The organism is Virgibacillus sp. L01, assembly GCF_052246775.1.
In the GTDB taxonomy this organism is placed as follows: domain Bacteria; phylum Bacillota; class Bacilli; order Bacillales; family Amphibacillaceae; genus Lentibacillus.
On record NZ_JBQQCP010000005.1, the window covers coordinates 37263 to 52470 of the forward strand.

Sequence of the window (15208 nt, forward strand, 5' to 3'; positions counted from 1 at the left end):
CTTCGCGGATAGTTTCATTGAACATGTTCCTTTATTGTATATCCAACACCACGGACCGTATTAATATAGGTTTCCTTAAATCCTTTGTCGATTTTTTGGCGCAAATATCGAATATAAACATCAACAACGTTTGTGTCCCCAAAATAATCATATCCCCATACATGCTCGATTAATTGGTCTCTTGTGAGCACAATATTTTTGTTTTTCATTAGGTAAATAAGCAAATCAAATTCTCTGGGTGTAAGTTCAATTTGTTGTGATTCCCGCTTAACTTCTCGTGTGTTTACATCTACTTGCAAGTCACCGACAGTCAAATAATCACCATTATTCACCGCAGCTGTTTGCGTACGTAAATGTACGCGAATACGAGCAAGCAATTCTTCAATCTGGAACGGTTTTGTTACATAATCATTTGCTCCAAGGTCCAGTCCACTTACTTTATCGTGTACCTGGTCTCTGGCAGTCAGGAGGATAATTGGAGTATTGGTATCATTACGTCTGAACCGTCTTAAAACTTCCATCCCGCTTAATTCCGGAAGCATGATATCAAGCAGCACTAAGTCCCATTTTTTACTTTCCAGTAATTCAAGTGCCTGTTTCCCATTATTGGCAACCTCGGTCGTATAATTTTCATAATTAAGCTCAAGCTGCAAAACCCTGCTTAGCTTCTGTTCATCTTCAACAATTAATACGTTTGGATTTCCCATAAATACACCCACTTTATATGTGCCTTTTTATGTACTATATCAAAATATGTATAAAAAGTATTGATGTTGAACCAATGTTCACACAGACCTTCTTTCATAAAATGTGAAATTTAGCCAATTCGTTATTTTACTTTTGCAAAGATACAGGTGTCCCTAAGTCCATCCCCATCAACAGCAACATCATCATTATGTAAAATACCTTCCAGTTTAAATCCAAGCCGTTCTGGTATTGCTTTACTTCTGCTATTTTCCCGATCACACCGGATCTCGACCCTATTCGCTCCGAGTTCTTTAAAGGCGTAATCCGTTATTCCTTGGACAGCTTCTGTAATATAACCATGTCCGTTGTTGCGCGTATCAATCCAATAGCCTATTTCAAACTTTGGTACCTCCCAATCAATTCTGTGCAATCCTGTGCAGCCAATAAGATTTCCAGTTTCTCGGTCGAAAATATGCATTCTCATATCTTCTCTTTTTAGAAACTTGAAATATGACTCCCTTACGTTTGCTTCCACATCCTCCATACTTTGGTTCTTTTGCGCAAAGGGGAGCCATTTTTTCAACTCCTCTTTGCTTGCTTCAATAGCAAAATAAACTGACTCGCCATCTCCCGGTTTAGGCAGGCGCACATAGAGTCGCTTAGTATAGAATTCATTTGGAAAATCTTTGAGTATCGGTTTCTGCATTCTGTATTCTCCTTTTCCGTATAAATTTCTTTTCATTATAGCGCTTTAGCATTAAGATTGCGATAACAAATTAATATAGGGGGGCGAAAGAATGCTAGCGATTGACCACATTGTTATTGTATCCGACAACCCTGCACAAGCAGCTGATAAATTTGGAAAAAAGCATAATGTGACTGTCATTCAAGGCGGTAAACACTCCAATTGGGGAACATACAATTATTTGGCTTATTTCAGTAATGACAGTTATATCGAATGGATTGGTATTTTTGATAAAAAAATGGCGGTCCAATCAGAGAATCCTCTTATTAAACAAGTTGTCAATGCACTCGATGATAATATGGAAGGCCCTATCCAGTACGCATTACGGACGGACAAGATGGATAAATATATTAATCACTTTCATAAGTCTGCCATTCCTTTTACTGGTCCCATCCCTGGAAGCAGAAAAAAACCAAATGGATCGATGCTTGAATGGCGGATGCTTTTTCCTGAAGATGTATCAGAACAACTACCCTTTTTAATCGAGTGGGGCAATGGTAAGAATATTCCTGAGGATAATCGCTTGATAAACAAACAACAGATTCACACCATTTCTGCTGCTATTAATAATTTTACGAAGTTTAAGGATATTTACCAAATAGACCCGCAACTGGCTAATGCCAGATTAAGTGTTTCAGATAAATTAGCGTTTTCCATTAATTAATGACATTGCCCACTGACATTCAAACCGCTATTTGACTAAACTATAATCAAATACTCATTTGAATGAGGTGTAGTAAATGCCAAAAGATATATGTGAAGTAACTTGTATCCATGAAGACAAAGTTGACCGTGTGAAACAGCAAATGAAGCAGCAACCATTTGAAAAAGTAATTTCTATCTACAAGCTGCTTGCAGATAAAACAGGTTACAAATAGCGTATGCATTGTTAATTGAAGAAGAATTATGTGTCTGTGATCTTGCCAATATTATTGGTGCAACAACTGCAACAACTTCACACCACGTACGCCAGCTGCACAAAGCTGGTATCGCATCGTTCCGAAAAGATGGAAAGCTTGTTTATTATTCGTTATATGACAGTCATATCAAACAATTAATCTCACAAGCCTTCAGCCATATGAAGGAGGATTCCTATCATGCCGTCTAGCCAACAAACGTATCGAGCAGAAGGAATATCCTGCGCTAATTGTACCAAGACATTTGAAAGTAATATTAAACGAATTAATGGTGTCGAAAATCCGATGTTAATTTGCCGCATCAAAAGTTGACATCGACGGAACGGCTTCGATATTAGATATTGAAAAGGCTGGTTCATTCGAGAACATAAAGGTTGTAACAGAGAATGAATGCGACAATCAACCTGAAGAGCCTTTGGATCCGCTACGATAGAATCTTATTTTCAGCCCTGTTAGTCGTGCTGGGGTTTTGCAGCAACTTTCACTGAAGTTCACATTACCTGACCACCATCCTATTTGGATTAGCAGCACTCGTCGGGGGGTTAACGCTTACGTACATGCTTACCGGTGATCATGCTCAAACAGCTGCTGCATTAAAAGAAGACCTTGAAATCACCGATGTTAAAGCAGGTTTATTACCAAAGACAAATTAGACTTTATAAAAAAACATCAGAATAACAACGGGAATATTGCGATGATAGGTGACGGAATTAATGACACACCAGCGTTTGCTGCATCAACTGTTGGAATAGCAATGGGTTCTGCTGGAACAGATAGTGCACTGGAAACAGCCAACGTAGCCTTAATGGGCGATGATCTGGAAAAACTCCCATTTACAGTGAAATTAAGCCGGAGAACATTGTTAATTATTAAACAAAATGTTTCCTTTGCTATCGGCATCAAAGTACTTGCTTTACTACTCGTCATCCCTGGATGGCTGACAATTTGGATTGCAATTCTTGCCGATATGGGGGCATCCCTGCTTGTAACACTAAATGTATTGCGATTACTAAAAATAAGATGATCATTCCACAGCGAATGATCATCTTATTTTATTCCTAGCGCACACACTGTGTCATTTGGCTTTGTTGGTTTGATAAAAATCTCGATGGAAGTAAAACCCGATTGCTCCAGCAATGCCGATAACTGACCACCAATTAACTCGCTTGTTTCATCTGTTGCACCTTTCTCGTGGGGCTGAATCGTTAAGGCGATTTTACCCCCATCATTCATTTGGCTGTGAATATTTTTCAATGTATTTACTGGTTCACGCCAAAATGTGATATTATTTATGACTAAAACTTTGTCAGCCCTTTGGGAGAGTACAGGCAGTTCCTCAGCGTAACCTTCAATTAGTCGAACCTGGCAATTGATGAAAAGTTTGTTTAACTTCCGTAATGCTTGATGGACCATAACTTCAGATGGATCAATTCCAGTGATCGTTGCCGAATTTTTCTGTTCCAGTATATACTTCATAGCCTTACCTGAACCAAAACCGATTTCCAATACATGATCATTACTCTTGATGGACAAAAAATCAATTGTCCAGTTATTAATCTCTTTGTTTTCCTTTGACATAAACCATCCAACTAGCTGACCAAGACGTCCACGTGGCATAGCAAACTGTGAAAATAATTGTACCATTATCATCGGCTCCTTTGGGATTCCTATTCCCACATAGGGTAACAGTTAACACTGGTTTCTATAGATTGTTACTTTTTGCAAGCAATGAATCTTAACAAGTATGACGTAGCCTTAGTTGTAACTTATGCAGTAATAAAGTGTATTTATATCTTCTTAACTGCCAAAAAAATAACCACCCTCAAATAGAGAGTGATTATACTTAGGTTTGGTTTATACTAATTGCTGGTGCAGAAATGAACTTACGGATTCGGGTGATTTCGTGTCAGCGCTATGCTGATGGGCTAATTTTTCACCATTTTGGAAGATTAACATGCTTGGAATTCCCATAACTTCATATTTTTGTGCAATTCCCTCAACTTCATCACTATTGATTTGATACCATTCATGATTATTGAATTCTTCCATAACGTCACCAATAAACATATCCATCCGTTTGCAGTCTGGACACCAATCAGCAAAAAACTTTATAATAACTGGTTTATCTGATTGAATTATCTCATTAAATTTTTCTTCTGTATCTATATGTTTCATCATTAAGCACCCCTTTGTGATTTTCTCTATTTTTATTGTACCTATTTTGTAATAGCATGTCTCTTAATCTGTTTACGACTTGTATTCGACTCTTCCAAGAAGATAAGCTATGGCAAGGCCTAATGCAAATGTAGCTACACTTAATAGAATGAGTGTATTACTTGCTGGCCATCCTGGAAAGACAACAAATATCGAACCAATTACCATACCAATGATAATAGCAAATGTTCCTGTATAGTAATTGTTTAAAAAGAAGTTAACAACCTTACTCATTACAACAATTCCGATTACAATTCCTACACCGGTTACAGCAATAACATCAAGCTGGAGGCTGCTTATCCCTGTCATTATTGTCTGATACACACCTATGATCAGTAACATAAATGATCCACTTATGCCTGGAAGTACCATGGCACTGCTTGCAATAAAGCCAGAGAAAAACAGTAACACATATGTTGACATTGTTTTATTTTCAATTACCGCACTTTCTCCGGCGTTCAGAAAAATCATCGAACCTACAACAATAGCGCCGATAATAAGTAAAACAAGATGATTCGGTTTAAACTTATTTTTCGCATCTGCTTTATGGAATAAATATGGGAGTACTCCCAAAATTAGCCCTAGAAAAAGAAATTGCGTTGGTTCTGGGTAATGTTCAAATAACCACTCAAGAAGGTGGCTTAATAAAAAAACGGCTGCCACTATTCCAATACCAAGTGGTATCAGAAAGCCTAATTGTTTTTTCCATTCCTTACTGATGAATCCATTTATAGCAGCTATTAACCGGTCATAAATTCCAAGTAAGACAGCAATAGTTCCCCCACTCACACCTGGAATCACATCACTTGCTCCCATAATTATACCTCGATAAATATTTTTCCATTCCATATGTAACGATCTCCCTTTGTAACAGTTCCATTTCTAAAGCATACCGTTATCATATCAAATTATGTTCGCAATTCACATAAAAATTTTAGTTGTAGAAAAATCATTGTCAGAAAACGGCATTTACGATTCTTAGTTGCACTTATACAATAGGTGAACGAGGCATTGCCACTCGGAATGAGGATTAGATAAACAATTGAAGTGGATCCTCATTCCGCTAAATAGCAGAAAAGGTGTTCTGAGATGCGTGAGACGGATCCTCGTTCCGCTAAAAGCAGAAAATCAGCCAAATTTGAGTTAGAAATGACAAATAGCGGAACGAGGATCCGAACCCAAGCTTAAAACGGGGACTTTTAAGGAAATAACGGAATGAGGATCCGCCAAATCAGTAATCCGGATCCTCATTCCGTTAAAATATGGATTCTTCAATAACAGGCGATTTTATAATGTGAATTGTAATGTTATTAGCATTTATCTCTTCCAATACTGAACCCGTTAACTAGTATGCTGATATTCCTTTTTCTATTCCTCAATAAACTCAAGCTCTGGAGCCCACTGAGACATATGATCTTTAATTTCCTCGTAGTGTTTTTCAGCATTTCCAAGCTCATCATTTGTTAGCCGGTACATCGGGGCAACCTGGTAATTCGCCCAGTTGCTATACTTTACAAAGGTCGGCATCAACTTAGGTGATTTCACCTCAACTGTTTCCTTTTCACCTTTAATTGTTTTATGAATGGTAAATTTAAAAATACCGCCAATTCGCCGGTAAAATTCATCCTGACCTGATAAAAAATTTCCTAACGAGTATGCGACTAGCGTTTTGTTCCCGTTTGTTCCCTCTACCCAGTCAATTGGCTGGAGGACATGTGGATGGTGGCCAAGAACAACATCTACACCACTATCAGCAGCAAATTGGACGAGTTCTTTTTGTCCATCACTCGGTAATCGTTCATATTGGTTACCAAAATGCATACTCAACACCACAGCATCTGCTTGTTTTTTTGCCTCCTGGATCCTGTTGGCCATTAGTTCTTTATCAATTAAATTAACTAAATAATCCTTGCCTTCTGGCACCGGGAGCCCGTTTGTCCCATATGTGTAAGCTAAAAATGCAACAGAAATACCTTCATCGGTTTCATATACCCTGAGTTTATCACTATCTGCTTCACTCTTATATGCACCAGTGTACATCATATCAATTTTTTCCCAATGTTCGATTGCACTTTTAATTGCTTCTTCCCCGCCATCCAATGTATGATTGTTTGCTAACGAAACGACATCCACACCCGATTTCTTCAATGCATTACCTATTGCATAAGGACTGTTAAATCTCGGGTAAGTAGATAAACCTAATTGCTTACCACCGATCATAGTTTCCTGATTGGCGAACGTAATAGTGGTGTCATTTAAGAATGGTTTAACCCGCTCAAGCATTGGCATAAAGTCGTAACCATTAGCCGTTTGGGCATCATTATATACAGAACTATGTATCAGCAAATCACCTAATGCAGAAAGCGTGATTTCCTGGTGGACTACCTCTGGTTCTTTCGGTTCTTTTGGTTCTGCTGGTTCCTTGGGTTCTGTTGTTTCCTCTTTTTCTGGTTCAGCGGTTTCCTCAGGTTCCTTATCTGAGCAAGCTGTAATAATAACAGCTAATAATAATGCCAACAGAACCCAAACTAATTTACCCCGTTTCATAGACTCTTGCTCCTTAGCACTTTTACCCTAATATAACATATTTTCTCCATTAAACGAATTTACATAAGTATCTTCGAGTTTAAAGTCGTTCAATAATCGTCGCATTAGCCATCCCCATGCCTTCACAGATTGCCAGCAAACCGTATTTACCTTTGGTACGTTCCAGTTCATTAACTAGCGAAACAAGCAGCTTAGTGCCTGTAGCTCCCAGCGGATGACCAAGTGCAATTGCTCCACCATTCACATTCAGCTTATCTGGATCTCCCCCAATATCACTCAGCCAGGCTAACGGTACAGGAGCAAATGCTTCATTAACTTCATACCGATCTATCTGTTCGATTGAAAGATTAGCCTTTTTCAGCGCCCTTCTGGTTGCTTCAATTGGTCCTGTCAGCATAAGAGTAGGATCTGAACCAACAACGGTTTTAGCAACTATTCTTGCCTTTGGTTTTAAGCCAAGTTCCTCTGCCTTTTCGCTGGACATTAATAATACAGCACTTGCCCCATCACTCATTTGGCTGGCATTCCCGGCTGTTATTTTACCGTCCTCTTTAAAGACTGTCTTCAGCTCAGCTAATGCTTCTAAGGTTGTATTAGCTCTTGGTCCCTCATCGGTTTTCACAAGTTCCTGCTGCCCATTCTCATTTTCTGTTTCAACCGGTACAATTTCCTGTTCAAAATTCCCCTTTTCAATTGCTGCTAATGCACGCTTGTGACTTTGCAGAGAAAATTGATCTAATTCTTCCCTCGTAAAATTCCACTTGTCGGCAATTTTTTCTGCCGAAATTCCCTGATTAACAATTTCATATTGTGCTGTCAATTTTTCACTTGGCTTTGTACCCTGCATATTGGAAAACATTGGTGCACGCGTCATGCTTTCGACACCGCCTGCAATCATAATATCCATGTCTCCAGATGCTATAGCCTGCGCACCAAAGTGGACAGCTTGCTGACTTGAACCACACTGCCGATCGATTGTTACACCTGGCACATGCGATGGAAAACCAGCAATTAAAGCTGCAGTCCTTGCAATATTTCCACCTTGCTCATTGACTTGTGTTACGCATCCCAAGATAACATCTTCAACATCAGCCTTATTAATTTTCGAGCGTTCAACTAAATCTTCCAGTACGACAGCGGCCAATTCGTCCGATCGATAATTTGCATACATACCTTTTCTTCTGCCTATTGCTGTACGGCAACCTTCCACAAGAACAACATCTCGCATAACGACACCCCTCTTATAATTCGTTACCTCCATTATATCTGATTTTTTTGAAAATAAAAGGTGGTTTCTACTATTATAATCGAACTTCACAACGAAAAGGTGGCAAAAATTTATTTTTTAAAGATGCCACTTTTTTACGATGGGAAAACGATTATTTATATGAATAAGATAATTCTATGTTTAAATCTATATAGGACGGGAAAGTAAATAATAGACTGATAATCTATTATTAGAAAGGAAGTCTAAGATGAGAAAATCTCAATATCAGCCAGCAAAAAATAAACAACTGCCCGATGCTCAGGAAGTCCATTATTCGAAGGAATTTAAAAAAGCAGACATTGCTGCCGGATATCGGCGCTCCCGAGTTAAAGAGGCAAAAGGTGAAAATCCTGAATTAATTAAATAACCCCACAATCCCAGGTACTCTGTACGCAATATCTCGTATGGGGTACCTTTTTTGTCGGAAATTTGTACTTTTAGTGAAACATTTTAAAGGTTAATTCCGTACTTACGTATAGCATTAGGAATTAGGAGGATTTATACATGTCAGAAACAGCCATGGAATTAATTAATGTAAAGAAATCGCTAGGCAATAAAGAAATTATTAAAGGACTTTCCTTTTCCATTAATAAAGGAGAAGTGTTTGGATTTATCGGTCCTAATGGTGCCGGTAAAACAACCACAATACGTATGATGGTTGGTCTGATGCAGATTACCGACGGTGATGTCCGAATATTGGGTAATAGCATCAAAACTGATTACAAGGAAGCCGTACGTGAAGTTGGTGCGATTGTCGAAAACCCTGAAATGTACCCCTTCATGAGCGGATGGCAAAATCTGATGCATTTTTCCCGCATGATTCCAGGGGTTACAAGGGAACGCATTCATGAAGTAATTAAGCTGGTTGGATTAGAAAAACCTATTAATGAAAAGGTGAAAAAATACTCATTAGGAATGCGGCAGCGACTGGGCATCGCACAAGCTCTCTTACATAAACCGTCAGTTCTCATTCTGGACGAGCCTACAAATGGATTGGACCCTGCAGGTATTCGCGAAATTCGTAAGTATATAAGAGCATTAGCTAGTGAAGAAAATGTTGCTGTGATTATTTCAAGCCACTTATTATCGGAAATAGAGCTAATGTGTGATCGCATAGGACTTATCAAAAATGGCGAACTTGTAGCGACACAGGATGTTAACGCGGCAACTGATCAGGATAGTGTTAGCCAAGTTCAAATGGAAGTAACGCCTGTGGAGGATGCAATTCAACTCTTAAAATCAAACCATGAAATCGATGCAACATCCGAAAATGGCACCATAACTATCCAGAGTGAGCGCGATACAATACCAGCAATCATTAAAACACTGGTAAATAATGACGTACTCGTATACCAGGTAGCTATAACGAAAACAACACTAGAGGATAAATTCTTTGATTTGATTGGAGAGAATACAATTGAGTAATTTTTTTCAGCTTTTAATTAATGAACAGCTAAAATTATACATACGCAAGTCAACATGGATAATGTACATACTCGTATCTGCCATTATACTTGGATTAGCATTTCTTGTTAACTTTACACAAGGTATCGATGCTCCAGGGTCAAACGAGAAATTTCAGGACAATAACTGGCAACTAACACTCCAGCAGGAAAATGAAAACTTGAAGAAGGAAATGGAAACTGAAGAGATGATGCAAGGATTCAATGCACGTCAGATTGAGAAAAATAATTACTACCTTGAAAATGACATCCAGCCCAGCAAATATGATGCATGGCAATTTGTGATGGAAAATGAGTTTTTGCTATCAATTGTGAGCTTATTTACCATAATTGTTGCAGCTGGAATAATTGCGAATGAATTTAGATGGGGAACCATTAAACTGTTACTAATACGACCAATTACACGATCAAAAATTTTATTATCGAAATATGTTTCCGTACTATTATTTGCATTATTTACGCTGTTGTATGTTTTAGTATTTTCTTGGGTGATTGGCATTCTATTTTTTGGAATAAATGGAATGGATCCGCATATTGTGCTTAACCAAAGTGAAGGCTATGCTCACGTATCCGTTATTCAGCAAATTATTGAAGGTTATGGATATCAACTCGTCACACTATTAATGATGGCAACCTTCGCATTCATGATTTCAGCGATTTTCCGCCAAAGCTCATTAGCAATCGGAATAGCTATTATTCTAATGCTCGCTGGTAACGCGATTGTTACCTTTCTTGCAGACTATAGTTGGGCTAAATATATCTTGTTTGCGAATACGGACTTGAGTCAGTATGCTAATGGTGCAACGGCACTAGAGGGTATGAGTCTAGGTTTCTCCATAACTGTATTGGTGGTATATTATGTGATTTTCCTCATATTATCATGGGTATTTTTTACAAAAAGAGATGTAGCTGGACAGTAGAATTCTTCAAAAGCTGCCTGAATTTATGTTATAAATAGTATGGAAGGCATATTATTAACTAGAGATTAAAAATTTTCATATAGTAAATTATCAGGTATCTTACTAATTGGGGTGTTATTAGTGAAGCGTTATTTATCAACCTTTTTTCTCATCCTAAGTGCTATCATACTATTTGTAGGTTTGCGAATAAACTTGCAGTGGAGTGGAATCGCTGCATGGGGATTATCATTTATCAGTTTGATATTTGCAGCATACTATACAAAGTATATTCCTAATGATGAAAAAGACGAAAAGCGATCATAAATAGCCGGAATGCAACTGCAAAATTGCATTCCGGCTTTTTATTTATTGACTGCTATTCAAAAGATTGTTGCCTTTTCCAAGCAATGGGTCTTAGCATAGTTGATATAAACTGCGGTAATGTTAAAAAGTAATTTAAATGCTATGACACCGCTCCGGAAATACACTTCGCTGGGTTTGTATGCTTGGAATTAACAAATGTATATTGTGATGGACAAAAACAGGACTAACAATTTAAATCAGCAGCTAGAATATGCGAGACTCCAGTGGGACAGCGATCCTAAGAGACCCCACAGTGTGCGTTCTTTGCGAGCGAGGCAGACTAAGCACATCCTATGCGTCGGAGGCTCGTGGCGAGCCCACGGAAAGCGAGTATATTCCAGTTGCGTGGTCAGAGTGACACATTAAATCCTACGAATCGGTTACCTTTAGTTTGTATTACCGTTTATATCAATAGCAATAAATGTTTAATAACAACCTTCTTTTTAATTTAATCAAATAATTCATGTTTTTCCTTTAACGACTGAGGAGCAGACTTAGCCATTCGCTCCAGGAGGAATATTGCAATCGTTACATCATCAACAATCCCAAATATAAATAAAAAGTCCGGGATAATATCAAATGGAATGGCAGCATAGCCAATAATTAACAGCGCATATATTAATTTAGTAACGAATTTAATTTCCTTCGATATTAAGAAATCCTTTAAAAATGGAATAGATTTATGAAATTTAAATAAGAAACGAATTCGCTTCAAAAATATTTTCATTTGATGCACCTGCTTTCTCCGCATAGTTACAGGACAATTAGATAAGCTATAAAAGTAGCTTATCATAAAAAGGAGGAATCTGTGTGTTTCATCATATTAAAGAATTGCAATATAACGCAAAACCCTCAAAGCCAGATCCTGTATATGCCAAGAAGCTCCAAGAAGTATTGGGTGGTCAATACGGTGAAATGACGGTTATGATGCAATACCTCTTCCAAGGTTGGAACTGTAGGGGTGACCAAAAATACAAAGATATGATACTTGATATTGGTACCGAAGAAATTGCTCACGTGGAAATGTTAACAACAATGATTGCGCAATTACTTGACGGAGCTCCAGCGAAGGAACAAGATGAGGCAGCAAAGGATCCGGTTGTAGAAGCAGCACTAGGGGGAATGAATCCTCAGCACATTATTGTTTCAGGGCTAGGCGCTACGCCAACAGACAGTGCCGGTTATCCTTGGAATTCCCGCTATACGATTTCAAGCGGTAATTTATTGGCTGATTTTCGAGCCAATTTAAATGCTGAATCACAAGGAAGATTACAGGTTGTCCGTCTATATGAATCAACAACAGACCCAGGTGTCAGAGACATGCTTTCATTCCTGATCGCACGAGACACCATGCACCAAAATCAGTGGATGGCGGCTATTGAAGAACTTGAGCAAAACCAAAAGGCAATTGTTCCTAGCACATTCCCGCAGGAAAACGAAAAACAACAGGTTTCCTATTCATTCATGAATTTTTCCAAAGGAGAAGAAAGTGCACAGGGTAGATGGGCAAACGGACCTTCCTATGATGGACAGGGTAACTTTGAATATGTAGCGAATCCTGAGGCTATGGGTCAGGTGCCATTTCTTAAACCATCACCAGCCTATATTCACGGTACACCTCCAACAGGGAACCTTCCACCAAATACTAATAGCTCAACATTTGATAAAAGCTAACTCCTGGATAAAAGGAGTTAGCTTTATTATTTTATACGTCTGGCAAAGTCAACAAATCGAAATTTATCCGGACGGTGCCGCGATTCGGTATATTGAAATAAACTTGTATCCTCAAGGTATACCATGCTTTTAATTACCACAACATTAGAATAACCTTCGAGATCCAGCAGAAATCGGTCCTCTTCAGAAGGTTCTTCAATAACAATTTCCTTTCGAGCAAAGCTTATTTTCAATTCAAGCTGATTCTCCAGGTAATCATAAATTGAATCCTCACATATTTCCCTTGTTAATTCAGGAACATAATCCTTATTAAAATAATCTTTATCTAATATAACTTTTTCACCTGAAATCTCTCTTGCTCTGACTACCTTCCATACTGAATCACGAAGGTTTATGTTTAATTTTGTTTGTAATTCCTGGTCCGCTTCAACGATTGCTAGTTCATTAACTATCGTATTGGCTGGTAATTGCAAATTTGTTGCCAGTTCTTTGAAACTAACAATCCCTGAGACTGGAAAGTCAAACTTATTGGTATCAATTACCACAGAACCTTTCCCGCGAATCTTCTGAATATACCCATCTTGAGCCAATTGATTCAGTGCCTTTCGGATCGTTTCCCGGGATGTAGCGTATATCTCTGTAAGTTCGTTTTCAGATGGTAACTTGGTTGACTCTGGCCATTGGTTTGACTGAATTTTTTTCACGAGTTCATGATATATCGTTAAATACTTTTGCATCGCTCTGCCCCATTATTTCAAATAATACACAACTGACTCATATGGTCTTAATTTAAATTGATCAAACGTTTGATCAGTATCCGGATAATTCGAGAGTAACATTTTTATATTCCCATATTCTTCTAAGTCAATATGTGCCGTTACTTCTTTTCCATAAAAATTACTTATAACCAGCAAGGTTTCATTGTTCCAATTACGCTGATACGCAAATACACGATCATCATCTTTAAGTAATAACTGGTAGTCACCATATGTTATGATATCATACTTTTTACGTAAATCTACCAACTGCTGGTAGTGTGAAAAGATTGAATTCGGATTGCTTAAGGCCTTTTCCGCATTTACTTCTTTATAATTGTCTGCGACTGGTATCCACGGGGTAGTGGAAGAGAACCCAGCATGGTTATCTGCTGACCATTGCATTGGTGTTCTGGCGTTATCGCGTGACTTTTGCTGAAGAATAGCCAACACTTCATCCTCCGTTCTTCCCGAACGGAGTAACGACTCATAAGCATTAAGTGATTCCACATCACGATAGTCATCAATTTGCGTATAGTTAGGGTTAGTCATCCCTATTTCTTCGCCCTGATAAATATAGGGAGTGCCTTTCATCATGTGCAAAGTTGTTGCAAGCATTTTTGCTGATTCATTGTGGTATTTTCCGTCATTACCGAAGCGCGAAACAACACGTGGCTGGTCATGGTTGCACCAGAACAATGCATTCCAGCCACCACCTTCATGCATGCCGACTTGCCATTTCGATAAGATTTTCTTTAATCCCTGGAAATCAAATGGTGCTTTTGTCCATTTTTCGCCACCAGGATAATCGACTTTCAAATGATGAAATTGGAACGTCATATCAAGTTCATGCCGTTCAGGGCGTGTATAAAGTACGCAGTTGTCCAGTGTTGTAGAGGACATTTCACCTACAGTCATCATACGATGTGGTGAAAAAACAGCCTGATTCATCTCGTGTAAGTATTCATGAATCCGAGGTCCATCAGTATAGAATTTTCTCCCATCTCCAGAATAATCATTTGGAAAATGCTGATCCTTCGAAATAAGATTGATTACATCCAGGCGGAAGCCATCAATCCCTTTTTTAGCCCAGAATCGCATCATTTCATATAGCTCTTCTCTGAGTTGATCGTTTTCCCAGTTTAGGTCTGCTTGTGTTTGATCAAATAAATGCAAGTAATATTGATTTGTTTTTTCATCATATTGCCATGCAGAACCACCGAACTTCGATTGCCAATTATTTGGCACACCACCTTCCGGGGCGTCCTTCCAAATGTAAAAGTCACGAAACTCATTTTCTTTGGATTCCGATGCCTTTTTAAACCATTCGTGTTCAGTGGAGGTATGATTGATAACGAGATCCATAATAAGTTTCATATCCCGCTTATGCGTTTCATCCAGTAATTCTTCAAAGTCTTCCATTGTTCCGTAAGTTGGTTCAATGGAGTAATAATCACTAATATCATAGCCATTATCTTTTTGCGGTGATTGATAAACAGGTGTCAACCAAATAACGTCGACACCTATTTTTTTAATATAATCAAGCTTTTTGATAATCCCCTGTATATCGCCTACACCATTTCCTGTTGTGTCATGAAAACTCTTAGGATATATCTGATAAACAACAGCTTTTTGCCACCATGGTTCATTCATTACTAACACCTCGTATGTCTAGTT

16 protein-coding genes and 3 pseudogenes are annotated in these 15208 nt (G+C 38.3%); 9 read left to right on the plus strand and 10 right to left on the minus strand.

Annotation, left to right across the window (positions count from 1 at the left end; all coding sequences use genetic code 11):
* Positions 1-14: 14 nt before the first annotated feature.
* Positions 15-707: a response regulator transcription factor gene (locus tag ACTWQM_RS10670; RefSeq protein ID WP_443258144.1), complete on the minus strand. Its 693-nt coding sequence runs from the start codon at positions 705-707 to the stop codon at positions 15-17.
* A 122-nt stretch (positions 708-829) separates the two neighbouring features.
* Positions 830-1393, minus strand: coding sequence for a GNAT family N-acetyltransferase (locus ACTWQM_RS10675; RefSeq protein ID WP_443258145.1), 564 nt, complete (start codon positions 1391-1393; stop codon positions 830-832).
* 91 nt (positions 1394-1484) lie between these two features.
* On the opposite strand from ACTWQM_RS10675, the gene ACTWQM_RS10680 reads away from it, so the two are divergent.
* The 4 genes and pseudogenes from ACTWQM_RS10680 to ACTWQM_RS10695 form a co-directional block, all read left to right on the plus strand.
* Positions 1485-2096, plus strand: coding sequence for a VOC family protein (locus ACTWQM_RS10680; protein ID WP_443258146.1), 612 nt, complete (start codon positions 1485-1487; stop codon positions 2094-2096).
* A 76-nt stretch (positions 2097-2172) separates the two neighbouring features.
* Positions 2173-2540: pseudogene (locus tag ACTWQM_RS10685) on the plus strand (ArsR/SmtB family transcription factor).
* Positions 2530-2661, plus strand: coding sequence for a cation transporter (locus ACTWQM_RS10690; RefSeq protein ID WP_443258147.1), 132 nt, complete (start codon positions 2530-2532; stop codon positions 2659-2661). The pseudogene ACTWQM_RS10685 and the gene ACTWQM_RS10690 overlap by 11 nt, the downstream one beginning before the upstream one ends.
* A 227-nt stretch (positions 2662-2888) precedes the next feature.
* A pseudogene (locus ACTWQM_RS10695) lies at positions 2889-3373 on the plus strand (HAD-IC family P-type ATPase); the annotation flags it as partial.
* 23 nt (positions 3374-3396) lie between these two features.
* On the opposite strand, the gene ACTWQM_RS10700 reads toward ACTWQM_RS10695, so the two are convergent.
* The 5 genes from ACTWQM_RS10700 to ACTWQM_RS10720 form a co-directional block, all read right to left on the minus strand.
* Positions 3397-3993 (minus strand): class I SAM-dependent methyltransferase, encoded by a 597-nt coding sequence (locus ACTWQM_RS10700; RefSeq protein ID WP_443258148.1) that lies wholly within the window; start codon positions 3991-3993, stop codon positions 3397-3399.
* 210 nt (positions 3994-4203) lie between these two features.
* A complete protein-coding gene (locus tag ACTWQM_RS10705) occupies positions 4204-4524 on the minus strand; it encodes a thioredoxin family protein (RefSeq protein WP_209482136.1) in 321 nt (106 codons plus the stop codon).
* 72 nt (positions 4525-4596) lie between these two features.
* Positions 4597-5412, minus strand: coding sequence for a DUF368 domain-containing protein (locus ACTWQM_RS10710; protein ID WP_443258149.1), 816 nt, complete (start codon positions 5410-5412; stop codon positions 4597-4599).
* Positions 5413-5931: 519 nt separating this feature from the next.
* Positions 5932-7110 (minus strand): CapA family protein, encoded by a 1179-nt coding sequence (locus ACTWQM_RS10715; RefSeq protein ID WP_443258150.1) that lies wholly within the window; start codon positions 7108-7110, stop codon positions 5932-5934.
* Between the two features lie 79 nt (positions 7111-7189).
* On the minus strand, positions 7190-8338 hold the full coding sequence (locus ACTWQM_RS10720) for a thiolase family protein (RefSeq protein WP_443258151.1): 1149 nt from the start codon (positions 8336-8338) through the stop codon (positions 7190-7192).
* A 247-nt stretch (positions 8339-8585) separates the two neighbouring features.
* Between ACTWQM_RS10720 and ACTWQM_RS10725 the strand changes: the two are divergent.
* From ACTWQM_RS10725 to ACTWQM_RS10740, 4 genes and pseudogenes are all read left to right on the plus strand, one after another.
* Positions 8586-8705, plus strand: a pseudogene (locus tag ACTWQM_RS10725) (YfhE family protein); the annotation flags it as partial.
* A 176-nt stretch (positions 8706-8881) separates the two neighbouring features.
* Complete coding sequence (locus tag ACTWQM_RS10730) at positions 8882-9802, plus strand: ABC transporter ATP-binding protein (RefSeq protein ID WP_443258152.1); 921 nt, start codon at positions 8882-8884, stop codon at positions 9800-9802.
* Positions 9795-10760 carry an ABC transporter permease gene (locus ACTWQM_RS10735; RefSeq protein ID WP_443258153.1) on the plus strand — a complete coding sequence of 322 codons (966 nt, stop codon included), beginning with the start codon at positions 9795-9797 and terminating at the stop codon, positions 10758-10760. The genes ACTWQM_RS10730 and ACTWQM_RS10735 overlap by 8 nt, the downstream gene beginning before the upstream one ends.
* 120 nt (positions 10761-10880) lie before the next feature.
* Positions 10881-11063: a hypothetical protein gene (locus ACTWQM_RS10740; RefSeq protein WP_375052024.1), complete on the plus strand. Its 183-nt coding sequence runs from the start codon at positions 10881-10883 to the stop codon at positions 11061-11063.
* A gap of 487 nt (positions 11064-11550) precedes the next feature.
* Here ACTWQM_RS10740 and ACTWQM_RS10745 read toward each other — a convergent pair whose 3' ends face one another.
* Positions 11551-11829, minus strand: a complete 279-nt coding sequence (locus ACTWQM_RS10745) for a YkvA family protein (protein WP_443258154.1) — start codon at positions 11827-11829, stop codon at positions 11551-11553.
* An 83-nt stretch (positions 11830-11912) separates the two neighbouring features.
* Here ACTWQM_RS10745 and ACTWQM_RS10750 point away from each other — a divergent pair, with 83 nt between their 5' ends.
* Positions 11913-12776, plus strand: a complete 864-nt coding sequence (locus ACTWQM_RS10750) for a manganese catalase family protein (protein ID WP_443258155.1) — start codon at positions 11913-11915, stop codon at positions 12774-12776.
* Between the two features lie 26 nt (positions 12777-12802).
* Here ACTWQM_RS10750 and treR read toward each other — a convergent pair whose 3' ends face one another.
* Both treR and treC read right to left on the minus strand, forming a co-directional pair.
* Positions 12803-13513: a trehalose operon repressor gene (treR, locus tag ACTWQM_RS10755; protein WP_443258156.1), complete on the minus strand. Its 711-nt coding sequence runs from the start codon at positions 13511-13513 to the stop codon at positions 12803-12805.
* 12 nt (positions 13514-13525) lie between these two features.
* A complete protein-coding gene (gene treC / locus ACTWQM_RS10760) occupies positions 13526-15184 on the minus strand; it encodes an alpha,alpha-phosphotrehalase (protein ID WP_443258157.1) in 1659 nt (552 codons plus the stop codon).
* Positions 15185-15208 lie beyond the last annotated feature (24 nt).